19 protein-coding genes are annotated in these 20,258 nt (G+C 44.8%); 13 read left to right on the forward strand and 6 right to left on the reverse strand.

Features of this window, described 5'->3' with window-relative positions; translation table 11 throughout:
• Positions 1–259 precede the first annotated feature (259 nt).
• Positions 260–2,278, reverse strand: a complete 2,019-nt coding sequence (locus MHO32_RS22400) for a methyl-accepting chemotaxis protein (protein WP_239214096.1) — start codon at positions 2,276–2,278, stop codon at positions 260–262.
• 141 nt (positions 2,279–2,419) lie between these two features.
• Here MHO32_RS22400 and MHO32_RS22405 point away from each other — a divergent pair, with 141 nt between their 5' ends.
• Positions 2,420–2,908, forward strand: a complete 489-nt coding sequence (locus tag MHO32_RS22405) for an NlpC/P60 family protein (RefSeq protein ID WP_017817422.1) — start codon at positions 2,420–2,422, stop codon at positions 2,906–2,908.
• A 33-nt stretch (positions 2,909–2,941) separates the two neighbouring features.
• On the opposite strand, the gene MHO32_RS22410 is transcribed toward MHO32_RS22405, so the two are convergent.
• The 3 genes from MHO32_RS22410 to MHO32_RS22420 form a co-directional block, all read right to left on the reverse strand.
• A complete protein-coding gene (locus MHO32_RS22410; RefSeq protein ID WP_005445842.1) occupies positions 2,942–3,286 on the reverse strand; it encodes a DUF3802 family protein in 345 nt (114 codons plus the stop codon).
• A 309-nt stretch (positions 3,287–3,595) separates the two neighbouring features.
• Positions 3,596–4,558, reverse strand: coding sequence for a GGDEF domain-containing protein (locus tag MHO32_RS22415; protein WP_005445843.1), 963 nt, complete (start codon positions 4,556–4,558; stop codon positions 3,596–3,598).
• Positions 4,558–5,526, reverse strand: a complete 969-nt coding sequence (locus tag MHO32_RS22420; RefSeq protein ID WP_009697765.1) for a response regulator — start codon at positions 5,524–5,526, stop codon at positions 4,558–4,560. Before MHO32_RS22420 ends, MHO32_RS22415 begins: the two co-directional genes overlap by 1 nt.
• 224 nt (positions 5,527–5,750) lie before the next feature.
• Between MHO32_RS22420 and MHO32_RS22425 the strand changes: the two genes are divergently transcribed.
• On the forward strand, positions 5,751–6,617 hold the full coding sequence (locus tag MHO32_RS22425) for a fructosamine kinase family protein (RefSeq protein WP_049536028.1): 867 nt from the start codon (positions 5,751–5,753) through the stop codon (positions 6,615–6,617).
• 252 nt (positions 6,618–6,869) lie between these two features.
• Positions 6,870–7,064, forward strand: coding sequence for a CPXCG motif-containing cysteine-rich protein (locus MHO32_RS22430; protein ID WP_005427574.1), 195 nt, complete (start codon positions 6,870–6,872; stop codon positions 7,062–7,064).
• Between the two features lie 114 nt (positions 7,065–7,178).
• Here MHO32_RS22430 and MHO32_RS22435 read toward each other — a convergent pair whose 3' ends face one another.
• On the reverse strand, positions 7,179–7,790 hold the full coding sequence (locus MHO32_RS22435) for a riboflavin synthase subunit alpha (RefSeq protein WP_239214098.1): 612 nt from the start codon (positions 7,788–7,790) through the stop codon (positions 7,179–7,181).
• Between the two features lie 281 nt (positions 7,791–8,071).
• On the opposite strand from MHO32_RS22435, the gene MHO32_RS22440 reads away from it, so the two are divergent.
• On the forward strand, positions 8,072–9,442 hold the full coding sequence (locus tag MHO32_RS22440) for an MATE family efflux transporter (RefSeq protein WP_005445850.1): 1,371 nt from the start codon (positions 8,072–8,074) through the stop codon (positions 9,440–9,442).
• A gap of 106 nt (positions 9,443–9,548) precedes the next feature.
• Positions 9,549–10,565: a DUF3080 domain-containing protein gene (locus tag MHO32_RS22445; RefSeq protein ID WP_239214116.1), complete on the forward strand. Its 1,017-nt coding sequence runs from the start codon at positions 9,549–9,551 to the stop codon at positions 10,563–10,565.
• A 7-nt stretch (positions 10,566–10,572) separates the two neighbouring features.
• Here MHO32_RS22445 and MHO32_RS22450 read toward each other — a convergent pair whose 3' ends face one another.
• Positions 10,573–11,415: a DNA ligase gene (locus MHO32_RS22450; RefSeq protein WP_005445862.1), complete on the reverse strand. Its 843-nt coding sequence runs from the start codon at positions 11,413–11,415 to the stop codon at positions 10,573–10,575.
• A 316-nt stretch (positions 11,416–11,731) separates the two neighbouring features.
• On the opposite strand from MHO32_RS22450, the gene MHO32_RS22455 reads away from it, so the two are divergent.
• From MHO32_RS22455 to MHO32_RS22490, 8 genes are all read left to right on the forward strand, one after another.
• Positions 11,732–12,052, forward strand: coding sequence for an STAS domain-containing protein (locus tag MHO32_RS22455; protein WP_050933135.1), 321 nt, complete (start codon positions 11,732–11,734; stop codon positions 12,050–12,052).
• Positions 12,053–12,081: 29 nt separating this feature from the next.
• On the forward strand, positions 12,082–12,930 hold the full coding sequence (locus tag MHO32_RS22460; protein WP_239214120.1) for an OmpA family protein: 849 nt from the start codon (positions 12,082–12,084) through the stop codon (positions 12,928–12,930).
• Positions 12,927–15,026 carry an SLBB domain-containing protein gene (locus tag MHO32_RS22465; protein WP_239214122.1) on the forward strand — a complete coding sequence of 700 codons (2,100 nt, stop codon included), beginning with the start codon at positions 12,927–12,929 and terminating at the stop codon, positions 15,024–15,026. Before MHO32_RS22460 ends, MHO32_RS22465 begins: the two co-directional genes overlap by 4 nt.
• Positions 15,026–15,715 (forward strand): AAA family ATPase, encoded by a 690-nt coding sequence (locus MHO32_RS22470; protein ID WP_017817416.1) that lies wholly within the window; start codon positions 15,026–15,028, stop codon positions 15,713–15,715. Before MHO32_RS22465 ends, MHO32_RS22470 begins: the two co-directional genes overlap by 1 nt.
• Positions 15,716–15,727: 12 nt before the next feature.
• A complete protein-coding gene (locus tag MHO32_RS22475) occupies positions 15,728–16,111 on the forward strand; it encodes an Hpt domain-containing protein (protein WP_009697758.1) in 384 nt (127 codons plus the stop codon).
• 213 nt (positions 16,112–16,324) lie between these two features.
• Positions 16,325–17,866, forward strand: a complete 1,542-nt coding sequence (locus MHO32_RS22480; protein ID WP_239214124.1) for a sigma-54-dependent transcriptional regulator — start codon at positions 16,325–16,327, stop codon at positions 17,864–17,866.
• Positions 17,841–18,917, forward strand: a complete 1,077-nt coding sequence (locus tag MHO32_RS22485) for a glycosyltransferase family 4 protein (protein ID WP_239214127.1) — start codon at positions 17,841–17,843, stop codon at positions 18,915–18,917. The genes MHO32_RS22480 and MHO32_RS22485 overlap by 26 nt, the downstream gene beginning before the upstream one ends.
• 152 nt (positions 18,918–19,069) lie before the next feature.
• Positions 19,070–20,254: a glycosyltransferase gene (locus MHO32_RS22490; protein ID WP_239214131.1), complete on the forward strand. Its 1,185-nt coding sequence runs from the start codon at positions 19,070–19,072 to the stop codon at positions 20,252–20,254.
• Positions 20,255–20,258 lie beyond the last annotated feature (4 nt).

Genomic DNA, 20,258 nt, shown 5'->3' on the forward strand with positions numbered 1-20,258 from the left:
GTAAGGAAAACAACGCAGTGTAATAGCCAGCTCTTTCCAAGTTGTTTGACGCAGCAATCGGGTCAATGACACGCTCCCAAAGGGCACTCTTTGCAAATATAAGGGCCTTGGATTGTATACTTTGTTACCTATTCTTGATTTAGAATGACTAGATCTTTAAATCGCCGCCGCGTCTACAAACCAAGCCATTCTCGCTGAACCTAGCATCTCGAGATGACTTGGGTATGCAGGAAGTTCGTTTGGAGTGACATTTCTCGCTTTAAGGCGCTTGATGCAGTTCGTATTTATGCAGCATCGTTTGTTGATGCCCTGCGATGTCTGCGACTTGTTCCGAGCTCTCAACCATGGCTTCCAACTGAAGTTTGGTATGTTCACCTTGCTCAGAAAGGTGTGAGATAGCTTGAGAAACTTCAGCGGTAGCGCGTTCTTGCTCTTCTGTCGCAACAGAAATTTGGTCGACACGTTGCTGGATAAGCTGAACCGCTTCATTAATTTCAGTAAAGGTAGATTTCACTTGATGACTTGACTGTAACGCAGAAGACATTTCCTCACGTGAATCATTCACAGCCTTCCGAGAACGATCCGCTGCGATAACTAACTCATTCATCATTTCACGAATATTGGTGGTTTGCTGCGAGGTATCACTGGCGAGCTTACGAACCTCATCGGCAACGACCGCAAAGCCTCTTCCTTGCTCTCCTGCACGCGCTGCTTCAATCGCTGCGTTCAACGCAAGTAAGTTAGTGTTGTCAGCAATGCCACTGATCATGTCAACCATTTCACGAATATGTTTTACGCGCAGATCGAGTTCCATCATAGATTGTTCGTTTGTGTTGAGAGAGCTCTCTAGTGATTCCAAACGCAGGCGATTTTGTTCCACAACACTCACACCTTTCACTGTATGCTCCGTCGCTAAATACGAATCTTCAGACGAAGCATTAGTGACCGATGCAATCTCCCGAATCGACGCTTCTAACTGAGTGATCGTCGTCACCATGCTCATTAACGCTTCATTTTGCGTGGTTAAGCTTTGATTTGTTTGCTCAGCAGCACCGTGGCTGATTTCTGCAGTTTGGTACAAGATATCGCAATTACGAGTCACGGTAGAAATAGAGTCGTGCGTTGAGGCGATGACAAGATTGAGCTTGCGTGCGACTTCTTTGAGTTCAAACGGACCTACCTCTTGAGCTTTGTCGCGAAAGTCATGCTCTGTTAATGCCGACAAGCGATTCAGAATATTTCTAAGACCTCGATTAATCCACGTTCTTAGACCAAACCACGTTACGAGGATGACCAGAGAGATAACACCAGCGGCAGTAACCACCATAAAAATAACGTTTTTAATTGTTTTCTGGACCACGGTTTCACGTTCTTTGATCAAAGCGGAGGCCGCATCAGACACTTGATCGAGTAAATACATGGTTTCATTTGAAAGCTGAGAGGCACGTTGAAACTCAGCTTTTTGCTGCTCACTCCTTTCCAACTTTGCCAATATTAAACGGAGTACACCATCGTCCTTGAAGCCCGCCTGTACCATTTCATAAGGCGCAATGAGACTAGCAAACTCATTAACTTCTGGATGCCATTCTTTGAAATCATCAAAAGCGAGATTGATGCCAGCGATGCGATTGCGCATCTCCTTGAATTCTCGCTCAGCTTTTCCTAGCTCAGTTTGCATCATCATGACCAAAAAAGTGCTTTCCATTGAACTTGCAGAGGCGATAAAACGATTTGCTGCATCACTCGATTCAGGATTTTCGTTACTAAGAAATGAACTGATGCGATTCATCTCAGGTCCAATCGAACTAAGACCGTAACGAAACCCGCCAACAGCCGAGTTAATGTCACTTTGCATCTGAATCACCGCAGACTGTTTGGATAAAATGGAGTTGGTGATTTGATGGAGTTCTGCGACATTTCCTTGGAGCATACTGGAGAGATGATCAGCAACGCCGGACGTTTGCTCGATTAGGTCGTCGCTTTGACTTGCCAGTTCTTCGATTTGAGATGTAATCAAAGGAAGTTCATTAGGATCGGTTATTTGCATTCCATAATTAAGCAGTTTCACCTGTTCCAACACGTTCCTTGTGAGTGTCGCGTTTGCCATTGCCATTGGTAACGCTTTTTGAGACAAGGCATTAAATTGGTCACCCACCTGCTCCACTCCTTTGAAACTTGAGACAGAAAGGGCTATAACAAGTGCGATGATAGTTAGAAATGTTGCACTGATAGTTTGAATCAGTGAAAAAGAAAGGCGTAAACGTTTGCGCTTTGTCATAATCAATGGATGTTCTTTCCTGAGTTTGAATCAACGTGTCCGCTTTTTCGTCACATAAGTGAGACAAAAACGTGATTTTCAGCCCATACTAGGTGTTGATTATGACGCTAATATTTCAGTTTTAAGTCATGGAGATGACCAGTGAGCAAGGTTCGTCATTTATTTTTTCCTTTAATAATCAGTGTGCTACTCAGTGCGTGCTCGTCAGGTCCAGATCCAGAAACACAAGTCAACGCCTCCCTGTCCGTCAATCAGCTGTTGTCCGACAATCAGGATTTGTACCAATTCTATAATGAGTGGGAAGGCACGCCTTATCGACTAGGTGGAACTAAAAAGTCAGGCATCGACTGTTCGGCTTTTGTTCAAAAAGCGTTTGTTGAGGCATACAAAATGTCGCTGCCGCGTACTACCCGCCAACAGTCTAAACAAGGTGTTGAAATGAGTTGGTCGGACGCCCAACAAGGTGATTTGGTATTTTTCAAAACCAAACGAAGCACATACCACGTGGGCATTTATCTTGGGAACAAACAGTTCATGCACGCTTCTACTTCAAAAGGCGTGATCATTTCGAGAATCGACAACCCATATTGGGCATCGAAATTTTGGCAAGTAAGAAGAGTTACAATGTAACTCTTCTTGAATTTGAATGACGCAAGAAGAAAATCAGTCGTAGGTCGCTACCGCGGTATCAAACAGGTTTTTAACTAATGCGATGTACTCATCCAAAAAGGCAATCTGCTCATTTGTCGCTTTCTTTGACCATACACCCGCAAGTACTTCACCCAAATCTTCAACGACCGCATCTGCCTCTTTTAGCAACTTAAAACGCACGCTTGAATGCAACTCTGGGTTTTGCTCGAATATCGCCATGATGTTCGATGCAACCATGTCAGTCACAACATCTTCAATGCTTTCTGATCCTGTGTCACCGATTTCAGACGTGAAAATATCTAAGTTAAGTGACAAGTGCTCAATTAGAGCGAGATATCCATCGGTTTCTACAACCACTGTTTTTCTCCGTTTAATGCAAGCCTTCGAAGCTGAAAGCGAAATAGTTTCAATAGTAAGACATGCCGAGAAAATTTCATTAACTTATTTCATATTAATGAGAGTTGACGCACTAACTGGATGGTTTTCAACCAATTGAGTTCGGTGCTGTTCACCTTTCGAGCTGATGCTTTCAGCAGTTTGTGAGTTATTTATACAAGGCAGAGGCATTTACTTAAAATGACTAGGCGACAAGCCTCTCGTCGCGATTAAAACGCCTTTATCTCGAATAAAATTTAACTACAAAAGTTCAACAATCCCTAGTATCCCCTAGTCGTCTTCATGACTACAAGTTTGGTTTCGACCATTTTCTTTAGCGCGATATAACGCAGCATCGGCACTCTTAAGCCATTGTGTGTGGCTTTCGAAATACGATTTATACTCGCAAACGCCGATACTGATCGTGTAGTTAATCAAAAAGTCTTCAACTTTCACGATTTCTTGTTCAATTCGCTTTCTTAAACGTTCTGCAAAGTAACAAGCTTGCTCTTGATTGGTGTGTGGCAGCAAAACCGTAAACTCTTCACCACCAAAACGACCACATACATCGCTGCTACGTGCCGTTTTACGTAACAAGCTTGAGGTACGACGAATCACTTCGTCCCCCGTGTGGTGTCCATAGGTATCGTTGACCTTTTTAAAATGGTCGATATCAAAGATCACTAACGAGCTCGCCCCTTCAATCACTTTAAGTTGCGCAAATTCGTCCTTCAGAGATTGTTCCCAAAAAGCCCGATTAAATAGACCAGTGAGACCATCTTTACGGCTGATTTCCGATAAGTGTTGGTTAGTTTCTCTCAAATGGATACGGTTACGCGCCGTTTCTGAAACATCATTAATCTGAATTGCAATATGGCTAATTTCACCTGACAACGAGCGCAATGGCGTAATCACAATGTCTTGGAACATCAAGTTGCTGCTGTTAGAAACCGGAGAAAAGTTGTTGAACTTGAAAAGGTATGGTCGGTTTTCCCAGCTAGAAAATGAACGTGTTTCTAAATCTGCTGATGTCTTGAGTTTTGTCTCTAACCACCTTCTCGGAAGATCTTCAAAATGGTCAAATAAACACTCTCCAAGAATGTTTTGCGACAAAATACCACTGTACGACTGCATAAAGCTGTTCCAAACGCAGACTTTATAGTCTTGGTCGAGGACAATAAGCCCAGAGTCCATGGTATCCAGAATTTGGGTAACCCAGTGAAAGTCTGCTATGTCCAGCGTGATTTCGGACATTAGATTAGCTCCATGATGTCATAGATGATGTCTACGGATGATTTATCTATCAAAAACAGAACTTCACACTCAAAATCGAGTGATTCTGCCATGTAGGTGTATTCAATGGTAAAGAGTTCACCAGATTCGTTTTTCTCTTCGCTGTAAGGGGTAATGTTCTCGATGATTCCTGGTTGGCGTAACGAAAACTGCTTGTCTAACTGGCTCCCAAGAGAAGTTAGGAATGAAGACACCAGTAAGTTCGACACATTAAGGATGATTTCGTTGTGTGGCGTGAATTCAAGTAAGTATCCGAGTCGTTCGCCGATTTGGTTGATATCTTTACCACGCAGACAAACCAACGCCTCTCCGTGTATACCTCCCCCTACGAACCTTTGTGCCACCGCAACTGAGCTGTCTCGCCCAATCACATCCACCAGCGTCATATGTAATTCACCGTAAGACAATGGACCAACGTGAGGGACCGGCAATTGAATAAACTCACGTAGATGGTCCGCCATAATTGCAGCGCCCTTACCTAATGCAATATTGGCAACTTCACGGAACTTTGCTAACGGCGTAACTTCTAACGTATGTTGAGGTTCAATTTCAGTGTGAGCACTAACGGCATAATGAAGACCGAGCGTTTCATAGAGAGGAATAACCTGTTCTTCGGATAATGGTTTAGCAATGAAATCCATCGCCCCAAGATCTAAGCAGCGTTGTTTAGCCTCTTGCTGAACATCACCCGAAATGATGACAATTTTGGTTTGGTATTGACTAACAGGCAGGGACTCTAGTACTTCGAAGCCATCCATGACTGGCATGGTCAAATCGAGGAACAAAACGTCAATATTTTGTTCCGCTAGGATTTTCAATGCCTCGTGACCATCTTGGGCTTCGAGTAGGTGCAATGATGTATCTTGTACGATGGAGCGGGTAATCAACTTTCGTGCGACCGCCGAGTCATCACAAATCAGTATTTTCATGCCACCAATGGAACTAAAGTCAAAAAAATAATAATACTAGCTGTGCTGTTTTAGCTCCATATGTTAAGCCGATAAATCATAGGGTTATAGGCGACGTGATTCACACTTATAAACATTTTCTACTATATGCGGAAGAATTATTGTCGAAGTTTGCTTAACTGCGCGTCAATGTTCCGCCGTTTATCCTAAACTATTGTTGGTCAAATAGATAAGCGAGGTTTTGTATGTGGCAAGCAATATCGCAACAGCTTTCTGATACCTTGATGTTCGAATATCAGATCACCGAGAAGGTAAAACTTTCCGGTGGAGACATCAGTGAAAGCTATATGATCAATGACGGAGAGCAGCGCTATTTCGTCAAAATTAATGATCGGGATTTCTTAGCCAATTTTGAAGTAGAAGCAGAAAGCCTTCACCTATTGCGCGAAACCTCTACTCTATTTGTCCCAGAAGTCGTTTTGGTCGGTAAAACCAAAACGCACAGTTTTATCATCCTCAATTTCCTTCCCACTAAAACGCTTGAAGATAGCGATAACAGCTTTAAATTTGGTGAACAATTAGCGCGCCTGCATTTATGGGGTGAACAGAAAGAATTTGGCTTCGATACAGACAACTATATAGGCTCTACACTTCAGCCAAACCAATGGCATAAAAAGTGGTCAGTATTTTTCGCGGAGCAACGCATCGGGTGGCAGTTACAACTGCTTAAAGAGAAAGGCGTTTCTCTGGTAGACATCGATGACTTTATTGACGTCGTGAAACAGCTTCTCGCTAATCACTCCCCACAACCTTCCCTACTGCATGGTGATCTATGGAACGGCAATGTGGCGCTCACACCCGCTGGTCCTATTTGTTATGACCCTTCTTGTTATTGGGGAGATCGAGAATGTGACCTTGCTATGACCGAGCTATTTGGGGGTTTTCAACCTGAATTTTATCAAGGATATGAATCAGTTGCGCCACTTCCGTTCGGCTATCAAGAACGCAAAGACATTTACAATCTTTATCACATCTTGAATCATTGCAACCTATTCGGCGGGCATTATCTTGAGCAAGCGCAATCGATAATTAAGAAGATAATTTCCTATTGATTTGGAAGGGAAAGATCATTACTGAGTGTAAATTTTCGACGCATATCACCCTAGATAATGACCTCAAGTCCAACGTTGGGTTTGGGGTCAACTTTTGTACTTATTTCGACTCAATTAGCAACCATAGCGCCTAATATTCTAAGTAACTCGGCTTACGTTGTATCTCTAACCCTAAGAGGCAAGCGAGTAACTAAGGGCTGTATTTTCTAAACAACAAAGTATTAAAAGCCCTGCAATACTAGGAGTTTATGTATGCAAAATTACACTGAAAGACATGTGAAATGTCCCCATTGTGGGCACTCAATCGGCATCACCCTCGATGCAAGTAACGGTAACCAAGAGTTCTATGATGACTGTCCGGCTTGTTGTCATGCCATTCACCTCAACATGAAAGTTGATGAATTGCAGCAGAAAGTTGAATTGTTCATCGACGACAATTACGAGTAATTACGCAAATCCCCCCCAATAGAAATATGAAAAGGAGCCGCAAGTGCTCCTTTGTTATTTATGTCCGTTTATTTTGACTACCTCGATAAACCAAGCTCGCTATTTCTTACAGACTTAAAGCTGCTTCGCTGCTAATACACGCTCGACCGTATCAACAATCGCTTGTGTTTGTGGGTCAAATTCTACGTTGATCTTTTCACCGACTTGGCGACGCCCGAATAGGGTTCTCTCTAACGTTTCTGGAATTAAATGAACGGAGAAACGATTATCTTCGACTTCACCAATCGTGAGCGAACATCCGTCTAAACCAATGTACCCTTTCGCAAGTACGTATTTCATTGATTCTTGTGGTAGCGTAAACCAAATCGTGCGGTTGTTTGGTGTTTCAATCACTTCAGCGATTTCTGCCATTAAGCTAATGTGCCCTGACATGCTATGACCGCCGATCTCATCACCAAACTTAGCAGCGCGCTCAATATTCACACTATCGCCTGCTGTCAATTCGCCAAGGTTGGTCAGCGCTAGCGTCGCTTGCATTAGGTCAAAGCTGATTTGCGATCCTTCAATTTTCGTTACTGTAAGGCAACAACCGTTGTGCGCAACAGAGGCACCAATTTCAAGACCTTCACTTAGCGCGCCTTCAAGTTCAACAACGTGAGTTTGAAAACGATCTTTCTTGTCGATATGAACGACTTTAGCCGTACCCTGAACGATTCCTGTAAACATACTTTTTACCTATTTTTTAGAAGCGACTGATAGCCAAGACAAACGTCCGCAGATGATTTTTATAATCGTCTATCAATTAACCAAAAATCCACATCTTGTGGGTATGGTATCTGAGCATACAATTGTTTATCATCTGCGCGGAGTTCCTTCGAGGCATTTTTTCACCTTATAGTGACTAAAATCAACCATCAGATCAGTTCATCACGTCTTTTGTCCTCAAGCGCTCTCTATCTTTTCAAATAATTTCTTTTACAACATATTGTTCCGCTCTGGAGTATTTCGTGCATCGCTATAAAGAAGAAGCATCGAGTCTTATCAAATTAGCAACCCCTGTGTTGATCGCTTCTGTCGCGCAAACAGGCATGGGCTTTGTGGATACCGTAATGGCTGGTGGCGTCAGCGCGACCGACATGGCGGCGGTATCTGTGGCAGCAAGTATTTGGCTTCCATCAATTCTGTTTGGTGTGGGCTTATTAATGGCGCTTGTACCAGTAGTCGCTCAGCTGAACGGCTCTGGTCGACGCGTTAAAATCCCATTTGAGATCCAACAAGGCATTGTCCTTGCGTTGCTTATCAGTATTCCTATTATCGGCGTACTATTCCAAACGCAGTTCATTCTTGGGTTTATGGACGTTGAAGCCGCTATGACAGAAAAGACGGTGGGTTACATTCATGCCGTGATCTTCGCTGTACCTGCATTCTTGTTGTTCCAAACCTTGCGTAGCTTTACTGACGGTATGTCTCTGACCAAGCCAGCGATGGTGATTGGTTTTATTGGCTTGATGCTGAATATCCCACTGAACTGGATTTTCGTTTACGGTAAATTCGGAGCGCCGGCACTTGGCGGCGTGGGCTGTGGTGTTGCTACGGCAATTGTGTACTGGGTTATGTTTGGCTTGCTGCTTCTATACGTGACGACGTCTGCTCGACTAAAAAGCATCAACCTGTTTGGTGAGTTCCATAAGCCTCAACTAAAAGCACAGATTCGCTTGTTCAAACTGGGTTTTCCGGTTGCTGCGGCGTTATTCTTTGAAGTTACCCTGTTTGCTGTGGTTGCACTTTTAGTCTCGCCACTAGGTTCGATCATTGTTGCCGCGCACCAAGTCGCAATTAACTTCTCTTCGCTGGTATTTATGTTACCAATGAGCGTGGGTGCGGCAGTAAGTATTCGCGTTGGTCACCGTTTGGGTGAAGAAAACGTCGATGGTGCTCGTGTTGCCTCTCGCGTAGGTGTCATGGTGGGTCTTGCGCTTGCGATGATGACAGCGATTCTAACTGTCATCTTCCGTGAACAAATTGCCCTGCTTTACACCAATAACCCAGAGGTAATTGAATTGGCGATGGTGCTATTGCTGTTTGCAGCAATCTACCAATGTACAGATGCGGTGCAAGTGATAGCGGCCGGTGCTCTGCGCGGCTACAAAGACATGCGTGCTATCTTCAATCGTACCTTTATCGCATACTGGTTGCTTGGTTTGCCAATCGGCTATGTGCTCGGACGTACAGATTGGATTGTGGAACCAATGGGAGCTCAAGGCTTCTGGTTAGGCTTTATCATTGGTCTTTCTTCAGCGGCGTTCCTATTAGGTATTCGTCTACGTTGGATGCACCGCCAAGATCCAGAAGTACAACTGAACTTCTCTCAGCAATAATTCGGACTTCAACGCCCCAAACATTAAAGCCAGCACTCGCTGGCTTTTTTGATCTCTCCCGCGAGTCACAAAGTATACTTATCTGAGTGATTAAAAAGGAAATGCTGTGAGAAGTTCACTTGTTGCTACGGTGCTTTTGCTAACGACAACCTTACTCGGTGGGTGTAACGAATGGTTTAACCCAGAGAAAGCTGTATTCGAAAAATACAATCAACGCCTGGCGAATGTGTTAGATGTATCAGAATCTCAACTAGAAGCCTCTCCTGCCGTTACCATTCCTGATAAAAGAGAGCTATTCCAAGAGCTCCCCCGCCTATCACTTGGTTTGCTAGAAAGCTACCAATTACGCCAATGTGGTCTGTTTAACTTGCTCGCAGAAAAGAACTCGCAACTGGGTAAGGTCCAAGATGCTTTTTATGACTTCGATTACCAAACGAGTTTGCTTAGAACGTTGAATGGCTGTTTGAGTGATTACCCTCTAAGTGATGAAGAAAGTGCAAAGCTTAACGGCTTGTACGATCAGAAATGGCATCATCTAACAATACACCTCGACAATATGCTGCTTACCAGCGATGCGATGCGCAAACAACTTACTGGCTCTGAATGGTTACCGTTGGGCAGTAAAGACCAAGTTGCCCATGTGCGAGACGCTTTCCTTGCGCTGGACGAGATGTATCAAACACCTTATCGCACCCTTTCGCGCTTACCCGACGTAACCATAGTGAATTATCAAGAAGAGATTGAAAAAACACGCCTTGTTGGTCGACTCTATTACACACTCATTGATGCGACCCAGTGGCTAGAACAAACCACGCAAATGCTTAAAGCAAACCAAAACAAAATTATTTGTGGTGAGAATCGTGATACCACGCAATTTCGTTATTTGAGGAACGTCTTTCAGTCCATTTATATCGCCGAAGTTCAACCATACATGGCGTTTGTCGATAGTACCTATCAGCAACTTGATGGTGGAATCAACTTAGTCGAACAGAGAATGGCGGCGCACGGTGCGAGTTACGGAATTGAAAATGCACATGAGCAGTTCAGACTTCAGACCATGGATCACGTGCAATTCTGGAAAAGTTTGTTCAAAAGATGTGGTGTTCAAGTTGGAAGCCAATAGAGCATCATCAATGAGGCACTCGCTCTCTTAAGAATCGCGCGAATCTTGGCTTACCGTTATGCGTATAACCGTTGTATCGGAAAGTAATCGTTGCCCCAATTCTTGGCGGGGACTTCCTCACGTCATCAGTAAAACCGCTGCCAATGTAAAACTCTGTGCCGTCAGCTAACCTTACCAGTACCGCCCCCATCATCCCTAACAATCGCCCTGTTCCTGGCTTATAACCGATGACCGTCGCTTCAGCATCCTCAAAGCGTTTAAGCTTGAGTAAATCACTGCCTCTTCCCGCCTGATAACGGCTTGATACCTTTCTCAACATCACACCTTCACCATCAGATTGCGAAATTTGGTCAAGTTGTTCGAACAAATGTTTCTCATCTTGAATCGCACGATGCTCAACATACTTAATATGAGGTGCGTCGATGGCAAATACCAAATCTTGAATGTTGTAGTAACGCTTCCTGTAGTCACCCGCCGAATAAGGCATATCAAACAACATAAAGTCGATACGCTGCCATGCACTTTCAATTGGGGTTTTATCTAACACGGTTTGTTGAACAAGGTGGAAGTTGCCCCGCCCGGCCCATAACTCCCCATCTAAGGGATAATCAGGCAAGACGCGAATAAACCAATCAGGCGCGTAAATACGATTTCCATTTCGTGTCACTAAATGTTGTCCCGTCCAGTAAGCACGAATGCCATCGAGCTTTTCACTATACCAATATTGGGAAACATCAATTCCATCTTGGTAGGAATCAGCGAGTGAAACAGGTGGTTGTAAATTTGGATCAGCATGAGGCTGGGCGGAAGCAATTACAGCGAGGGCAATCAATGTCATTCTTAATGGCATGTGGGAACCTTGTACAAAAAAGCATCTCTATTGAACCGTACTAAGCTCAAATACCCAACTTACATTTACCAATCTACGATCAAGAGCAACACCAATAAGTAATTAAGTGCAATCTAACACATAAAGATCAGACAGATTTGGCACTTTCAAATGCTTGCCGCCTTTGTCTTTTTTGACTCTCAAAATGAGAAGAAAGCCATTCTCAAAATAAGAGCGTCTCAGTACCTCGATTAACCAACTGTTTATATTGATATTTTTTATTGGCACATTCTCTGCTCTATTCAAATCAGGACATAATGAGAACGGAGAATGGAACATGGAACTGCGCAAACAAGAAACTGCACCCAATACATTGATGGTTGAGTTTTTCGGTGACCTCGACGCCAAAGGTTGTCGTCAAGCCCAGCACCAAATCGATGAAGTGATCCACTGTGACGATCACAAGGAAGTGGAAATCAACCTGCAACACGTCCAATTTCTTGATTCTTCAGGGATTGGTGCCATTGTTTATTTATATAAGCGCCTAGTTGAACGTGAACGCAGTATGTGTATTGAAAATGTATCGGGACAACCATTAGAAATCATGAGCCTGTTGCGTATCAATCACGCTATCCCGGTCAATTCTAAAGGTCATTAATAAAAATACCGGTTAATACGGAGGTTGGCATGGTGAAACTTATACGACAAAGCGTGTTGTGCGGTCTCGTTGTCGGCATGTTTGGTTGCTCGACGTTCAACTACCCCGATCACGGTCAGGGTGGCATGGCGGAAAGCTACCAAGATATTTCTATCGAGAATTATCAGTTTTCACCAGTAATGCCAGACGAGCCTCTTGGACCTGAGCACGGTTTACGTTTTGATTGGCAACTAACCAAGCTGCATTTGGACGCGTTAATCCAGGAGGGCGCGCGCTGGTGTTTTCCTGCAGCCGTGGTACAGGCGCTTGAAAAACAAAACCGCATCGCACGTGAATTGGAAGGAGGATTGCTTCTTGATGCCGCCAATGACATCGTGATTCAACGCCGTCGCCTAAATCAGCTTGAGCAACAACTCGATTACGTTCTGTCACAAACCACGTGTAAACCGCCACAAGATATCGAAGCGCTACGTAGTGATCTCAATATCGTTGCTGACATCTATGACTTACTGAACGTAGACAATCAATTTGCTGTAGACTCCGCGGAAATCAACCCTAAATACATGGGGCATCTTGCTGAAGCGGCGTATATTCTCCGCGATCACCCTTCTTTGTCATTGGTTGTAACCGGACACGCAGACGCAACAGGCACACCAGAATACAACCAAAAGTTGGCACAAGCCCGAGCAGAGCAAGTGAAACGCTACCTCAACGTCTTCGGAATCACCTCAGATCGTGTGCAAACCAAATCTGTGGGAGAAACACTCCCCCTTTACGAAGGACAAACTCCTGCAGTTCGTTTGACGAATCGTCGCGTGAGTATTGAAGTTCTAAACGCTAAATTTGACACAAGCGCAGAGATGGGAGGCACACTATGAGGATCCTCAAAGCCATCACCACCCTACTAATGTTGTGTTTGATCACCTTTAATACAACGTGGGCAGCGGAAGATGATGTGGTTAAAGTCGGTGACTTGGTGCAAATTAACCTTCCAGGCGAAGCATCGCTGAACAAAGGCTTTCAAGTAGATAAACGTGGCCGCATTAATCTGCCAGAAATCGGTCCCGTTTTTGTTGCGGGTTACAACGAGACTCAACTTCAGAACGTCATCACCGACAACCTTAAAACTGTATTCCGCGATGTAAGCAACGCACGCGTGTTCATCAAACAGCAACAGCTTCTGATTTCAGTACAAGGCTACGTGGTTAAGCCGGGCGAATACACGCTTCCATCGGGCTCAAATATTCAGATGTTCCTCTATGAAGCTGGCGGTCTACGTGCCGGTGCTCAACTTGATAAAATCATCGTAAAACGTGGTAACAAGAGCATTGAGTTCAACTACAAACGCTTTCTCGACACGGGGGACGATTCAAAACTACCAGCCCTAGAATCATTAGACGTGCTCTTCGTCCCTGCCTCACCTTTGGTTGGTAATATCGAACAAGAATTCGATGCTGCGAAACTGGCAAACTCAGGTGACAGCGCTGATTCTGCTCGTGCGATTAAAGTCTTCGGTGAAGTAAACGCACCGGGCTCGTTTACCTACAAACCTAACACGACCCTTGTTGATGTGGTCATGCGCGCCGGCGGCGTGACTCGTTATGCCAGTGTTGAGCAAATCCGTGTTATTACCAACAACACGCCTATTATGTTTAACCTTAAGCGCTACCTAGATACAGGTGACCAAAGCTTGTTGCCGGAGATCCTACCGGGTGCGACCATCTTTGTGCCAAAACAGGAAGAAGAGATCAAAGCCGGTGCGAACGTGGTTTACGTAATGGGTGAAGTAGCTCATCCTGGTGCCTACGAAGGCAAAAAAGGCGCGAGTTTCATGGACATCCTTGCTAACGCAGGTGGTCCAACACGTTTTGCTGAATCTCGCCAAATCCGCGTCATCAAAGCCGATGGCGGCGTAATCAATTTCGACTTAACAGCTCATACCGAAGGGTTGTCGAATCAGAGAGTGCCCGCAGTGGGTCCGGGTGATGCCATCTTTGTCCCTGAGAAAACGGACATGAATGAAAAATCATGGCTGAAAGTAGCACCAAGTCGCGCAGTCGCCGTGATGGGCGAAGTGGTTCGTCCTGGTCGTATCGAATGGTCAGACGAAATGGACTTAATCGATTTGATAGCCCATGTGGGCGGCCCTACTCGCCGTGCGGACACCAGCAAGATTGAAATCTCTAACAACGGCAAAGTGACCAAGTTTGATTTGGATAAATACATTCTACAAGGATCGCCACATTCTAAGCTACCAAGTGTATCCGCGGGCACAGTAGTTCGTGTGCATGCATTACCAGACGATCCATCAGACAACAAATCACAGTGGGTAAGTCAAAGCTCTGATGCGTCGATTTACGTGTTTGGTCAGATCAACGCACCGGGTCGTTACCGCTTTACGACTGAAATGCATTTCTTAGATATTCTTTCTGCGGCAGATGGTCCAACCAAAGACGCCGATATTCACAACATCCGAGTGACACATCGTGGTTTGGGTTATGCCAAAGTAAGCAAACTCAACCTGTCGCTTTACTTTGAAACTGGTGATGAGTCGATTCTGCCAGATGTGCGCCCCGGCGATACCATCTACATTCCAGAAAAAGACAAAAACTGGCTAGATCGCTCTAAAGAGTCCACAGTTCGGGTACTGGGAGAAGTACACGCACCAGGTCGTTATGTCTTCAATGACAACATGACCATTCTCGATCTGCTTGCTGAAGCTGGTGGACCAAGTGACAGCGCTTACGTTGAGAAGATCAGTGTGGTGAACATGTCTTGCTGCCAAGGTCAGGCACGCGTGTTTAACTTGGTTGAATTCAGCAAAACCGCCAATATTTACGACCTGCCTGTAATTCGTGCGGGTGACACGATTTACGTTCCACATAAAGACGAAAGTTTTGCTGAAAAAGCCCGTGCTGGCTTGCGTGACTTGCTACAAATCACCACCACCATAGTGTTAATAGGAGCGCTGTAATGACTATTCCTGCAACACATGCTGAGATTGAGCAAATCTACCTTCAAAGTGAACTCAAGGGCTACAAATCTATCGGTGTAGTTGCATGCCAATCTGAAGACGGGGTAACGTCGGTCGCATCTGCATTGGCAGAACGTTTGATTTTAGCGGGTCATAAAACACTTTATGTCGATTTGAATCTGTTTAAGCCAGCCTATCGTACTGTGCACGCATTTGATGAAGAGACCGAGGGTGTCGGACAACTTATCGCTCGTGAAGAAGATCATCAAACACTTGTTGGTCTGCCTGTACCTTCTATGGCAAGCACCCAACTCACCTACCGAGACCCAGCCATGCTGACAAAAGCAATAGAGGCTTGGCTTGAGCAATACGACCGAGTGGTCATAGATACCTCACCACTATTGAGTATGAACCGCAGTAATATCCCAGCTCAAGTGGTGGCAGGAGTCTGTGATACTTGCGTATTGGTTGCCAGTTACGGCTCCACAACGACAAGCCAAATAGACCAAGCTAAAGCACTGTTAGAAGCAAGTAATGCCAACCTTTTAGGTGCGGTTCTCAACATGAAGCACAACGCGGGTTTAAAGGACGAACTGATTCGTCAGGTGAAGAAACTGCGCTTTTTGCCAGAGAAGCTGAAAGCGAAAATATCTCAACAAATAAAGAACAGCGAATTATTTACTCTATAGGGAGCGCGCACCATGAATACTCAAACTGACACCACGTTGGAGCAAGAGTTAGTCGACGAATTAATTCTTCAACAAATGATCAAAGATACCTGTGCGGAAATCATGCCCACGTTAATCGATCACTACATTGAGGAATCACGCGAGCGGGTCGAAAAAATCCAGCAAGCGCTTAATGAGCAAGACAAAGAAATTATGGAGTTTGAAGTCCACACGCTTGGTAGCTCAGCACTCGCCCTCGGAAACCGGACTCTATCGCGTCACGCTCGTACCATCGAAAAACACTGTGTCGAAGGCGACATAAAACGCGCATTTGAACTTTGCCAGTCATTACCTGCGCTTGCAGAGCAGTCTTTTATTGCGCTAACCCAAAGAAAAGAACAAGGTTTCGAAGACTGAAAGTAAAAATAAGTAATTTAATTGACTAAAAAATATAGAACTTTCTGCAATCCTCACAGCATATGCTAATACTTAAATATAAAGATTCTCAAAATGAGAATCGAAAAGAAGCCATCAGCTTGAGGTAAGAAAAACAAATTCATCATTACTGCATGAACCTCAAGCCGACTTAACGCATTAAAACAACAAATTGAAGAAAGTTGGGAAAGGATTATGAGACCAAGGGTGTTACTGGTAGAAGACTCTACTTCACTAGCCATACTTTATAAGCAGTATGTCAAGGATGAGCCTTACGATATCTTCCATGTAGAAACGGGGCGTGAGGCGATTCAATTTATTGAGCGCAGCAAACCACAGCTCATTATTCTCGATCTAAAGCTTCCTGACATGTCAGGCGAAGACGTATTGGATTGGATCAATGAAAACGAGATCCCGACTTCCGTTATCATTGCAACCGCACACGGCAGTGTTAACCTTGCCGTCAATCTAATCCAAAAAGGTGCTGAAGACTTTCTAGAGAAGCCCATCAACGCAGACCGCCTAAAAACTTCCGTTGCTTTACATTTAAAACGCGCGAAGTTGGAAAATCTCGTCGAGAACATTCAATCAACCTTCGATCGTCACAACTACCATGGCTTCATTGGCTCTAGCCTTCCAATGCAAGCGGTATACAAAACCATTGACGCCGTGGCTCCTACCTCTGCTAGCGTATTCATCGTCGGTGAGAGTGGTACAGGTAAAGAAGTGTGTGCTGAAGCTATTCATCAGCAGAGCGATCGCAGAGACAAACCCTTTATCGCCATCAACTGCGGTGCCATTCCCCGAGATCTAATGGAAAGTGAAATCTTTGGTCATGTCAAAGGGGCATTTACCGGTGCAACCACAGACCGTAAAGGTGCTGCAACGCTTGCTCATGGCGGTACCCTGTTCCTCGACGAATTGTGCGAGATGGAATTAGAAATGCAGAAAAAGTTACTGCGTTTTCTACAAACCGGAACCTACACACCACTTGGTGCGACTAGAGAAATGAAAGTGGATGTACGTATTATCTGCGCAACCAACCGAGACCCATTAACCGAAGTGGAAGAAGGTCGTTTCCGTGAAGACTTATATTATCGTGTGCACGTTGTCCCCATTGATATGCCCCCACTTCGTGAACGTGGTAGTGACATTGTCACGCTGGCTAAACACTTCTTAACCACATACGCCAAACAGGACAAGAAGAAGTTCAACAATATCGACAGCGAAGCGCAACATGTGATTAAGCATTACGACTGGCCTGGCAACGTGCGCCAACTGCAAAACATCATTCGTAACATTGTGGTATTGAATAATGAAGACAAAGTTTCGCTCGCACATTTGCCCGCTCAACTGACTCGCAAACCGGCGAAAGAGCGTAGCGCAACAATAGAACATGATGCACGCTATAATGATTCATCTTTTTCTCCTTTAGAGAATCCACCTGCAGGCACTGTTAACTTGAGTGCTTCGGAGCGAGAAAGCATGCCAGTTGCTACTGAGGAGAGTAATCTGGTGCCCTCAGCCTCTGTCACACCAGTAGCGTCACCATACTTTAATGCCGATGGCACGATCCGCCCTATGTGGAAAGTGGAACGCGAAGCCATTCAAAATGCGATAGCTTATTGTGATGGTAACGTGCTTAACGCGGCGGTGATGTTGGAACTGAGCCCATCTACGGTCTACCGCAAAAAACAAGCGTGGGAAGCGGATGAAGCTAATCTCGAACAATCTTGAGATCCCTGTCGTTGGCGAAGTTTGGATACTGCTGGATAGCCGCATTTACGGTGGCATTGAAAGCCATGTAGTCGAACTCGCCACTGGGTTGCAATCCTTTCATGTTAACGTACGAGTTGTGTTGGTGGTGGAATACGATCCACCACCAACACTTATCGACAAATTAAACCAAGTTCAAATACCAGTGAGTTATTTGTGGCACCTATGCCCAAAGTCAGAACGGTCAAAAACCATTCCAGTAAAACAAATTACTGGTGCAGTGGCTGAGCATCAACCCAGCGTTATTCATACCCATGGTTACAAAGCGGCACTGTTAGCCAGAAGCGCAAAGTTATTTACTCGAACCTTCCCTCGCCTCATATCGACATTTCATGCAGGAGAAACACCGAAAGGTAGAGTCTGGCTTTATGATTGGCTTGATCGATACTCAGCTTGCCTTTCTGATCATTGCTTCGCCGTTAGCCAAACCATTCAAAGTAAGATTCCATCTCAATCAGAGCTATTGAACAACTTTGTATCGATTCCCAATCAGCATTGTCGTTATAAACAAATCGCGTTTGTGGGTCGCCTCAGTCATGAAAAAGGTGTAGACCGCTTCATTGATATTGCCCGTCATATTCCTGATATTGAGTTCTCTATTTATGGTGACGGTCCAGAAAAGCCGAGACTGATAGAAAACGCACCAGCCAACGTGATATTTCACGGTCATCAAAATGACATGGATGCCGTTTGGTGCAATATCAGCGCTCTTGTCATCTCATCACGCTATGAAGGTTTGCCAATGGCGGCGTTAGAAGCGATGGCTCGAGGTATCGTTGTGATCAGCCTTGACGTTGGTCGCCTTCCTGACCTCATCGAAGATGGTCACAATGGCTTCCTCGCTTATGATATTCCCGCACTAACTGACAAACTTAATCACTGGTTGGGAATGAGCCATAGCGAACAATACCCAATGCGTCACAAAGCGATTGAGACCATCAAAGATCACTATTCCTCCCGCAACATCATTCCTATTCTGATTGAACGCTACCAAATTGAGAATCATACTTGATGCATATCCATTCTCAAATTGAGAAGTTTCGCGCTAAGTTTTCACCTATGTATCACTTTCCATTCAAAAACAGATAGTTAAACTAATGGCATATTTTGGCATCTCGGTTGCAATAGCTAATTCAAACAGATTGGCTAACCGAGGTAACGACGATGACTACTCCAAAACGCATTCTTTACGTTCATTATGGTGATAACTGGATTCGCGGTAGCGAAGTCGTATTGCTTGACCTCATCACAAACATTGGCCGCGACCAGTATCAACCGATTGTTTGGTCAAACTGCGAACCTTTGATTGAGAAATGCCAATCTCTAGGCATCGAAGCGGAACATTCAAACTTCAGCCTTGTTGGAGGTTGGAACACGCCTCGCTGGGACATCAGCGGTTGGAACGATTTGATCAAACAAGGCACGGCATTGATCGAAAAGCACAACATTGACCTTGTCCATGTAAACAGTGGTGGTCCGTGCCAATGGATGTGCCTAGCCGCTCGTATGAACCACATCCCTTTGGTGACGCAACTACACTGCCACTACACCTTGCGTGACCGCTTCTCACTGGGTCTGCACCTTTCTCCAAAATTGATTTGCGTGAGTAAAGATGTGGGTCACGAGATTCTCAAAGATGGTTACCCAGAAGAACACCTTCATGTCGTTCATAACGGTGTGTCATTGGAGAGTCACGTTGCACCCATCAATGTTAAAGATCGTCTGGGTATTCCCCAGCAAGCGTTCACCTTTATTTCGGTTGGTTCTCTCATTAAACGCAAAGGCTTTGACCGCTTAATCCAAGCTATGCGTATGCACAACTACCATCAACATAATCCACATTTGGTGATTGTTGGTGATGGTGAAGAACGTGTCGCATTGAAGCAGTTAGCCATAGATTTGGGTGTGGAGGATCGTGTGCATTTTGTTGGTGAACAACATAACGCCGGAGACTGGATGAAAGGTAACGTAGATGCCTTCATCAGTGGCGCTTACGAAGAGGCGTTTGGTCTTGTTCTTGGTGAGGCGGCACTAGCAAAGCTACCAATCATCGCACCAAAAACAGGTGGCATCCCGGAATTGTTTGAGCACAACCACAGTGCCTTATTGTTCGCCAATCACGGTATGGCGAGTCTGTTAAATGCAATTCAGCAGATGATTCAAGGTGCGCCACTACGCAATAAGTTAGCGGAGAATGCGCATCAACACGCGAATCAGCATCTGACGGTTTCTGCCTCAGTCAAAGCGATTGAAGATATTTACCGCAATGAGCTCTTGCAGAGAGAACCAACACCAATGCCCGTCACCCACTGCATGAAACCCATTTCGCGCTGGTTAAACATCAACTAAGGGG

It is taken from the genome of Vibrio sp. MMH1-50 (assembly GCF_022347645.1).
Lineage (GTDB): Bacteria > Pseudomonadota > Gammaproteobacteria > Enterobacterales > Vibrionaceae > Vibrio > Vibrio harveyi.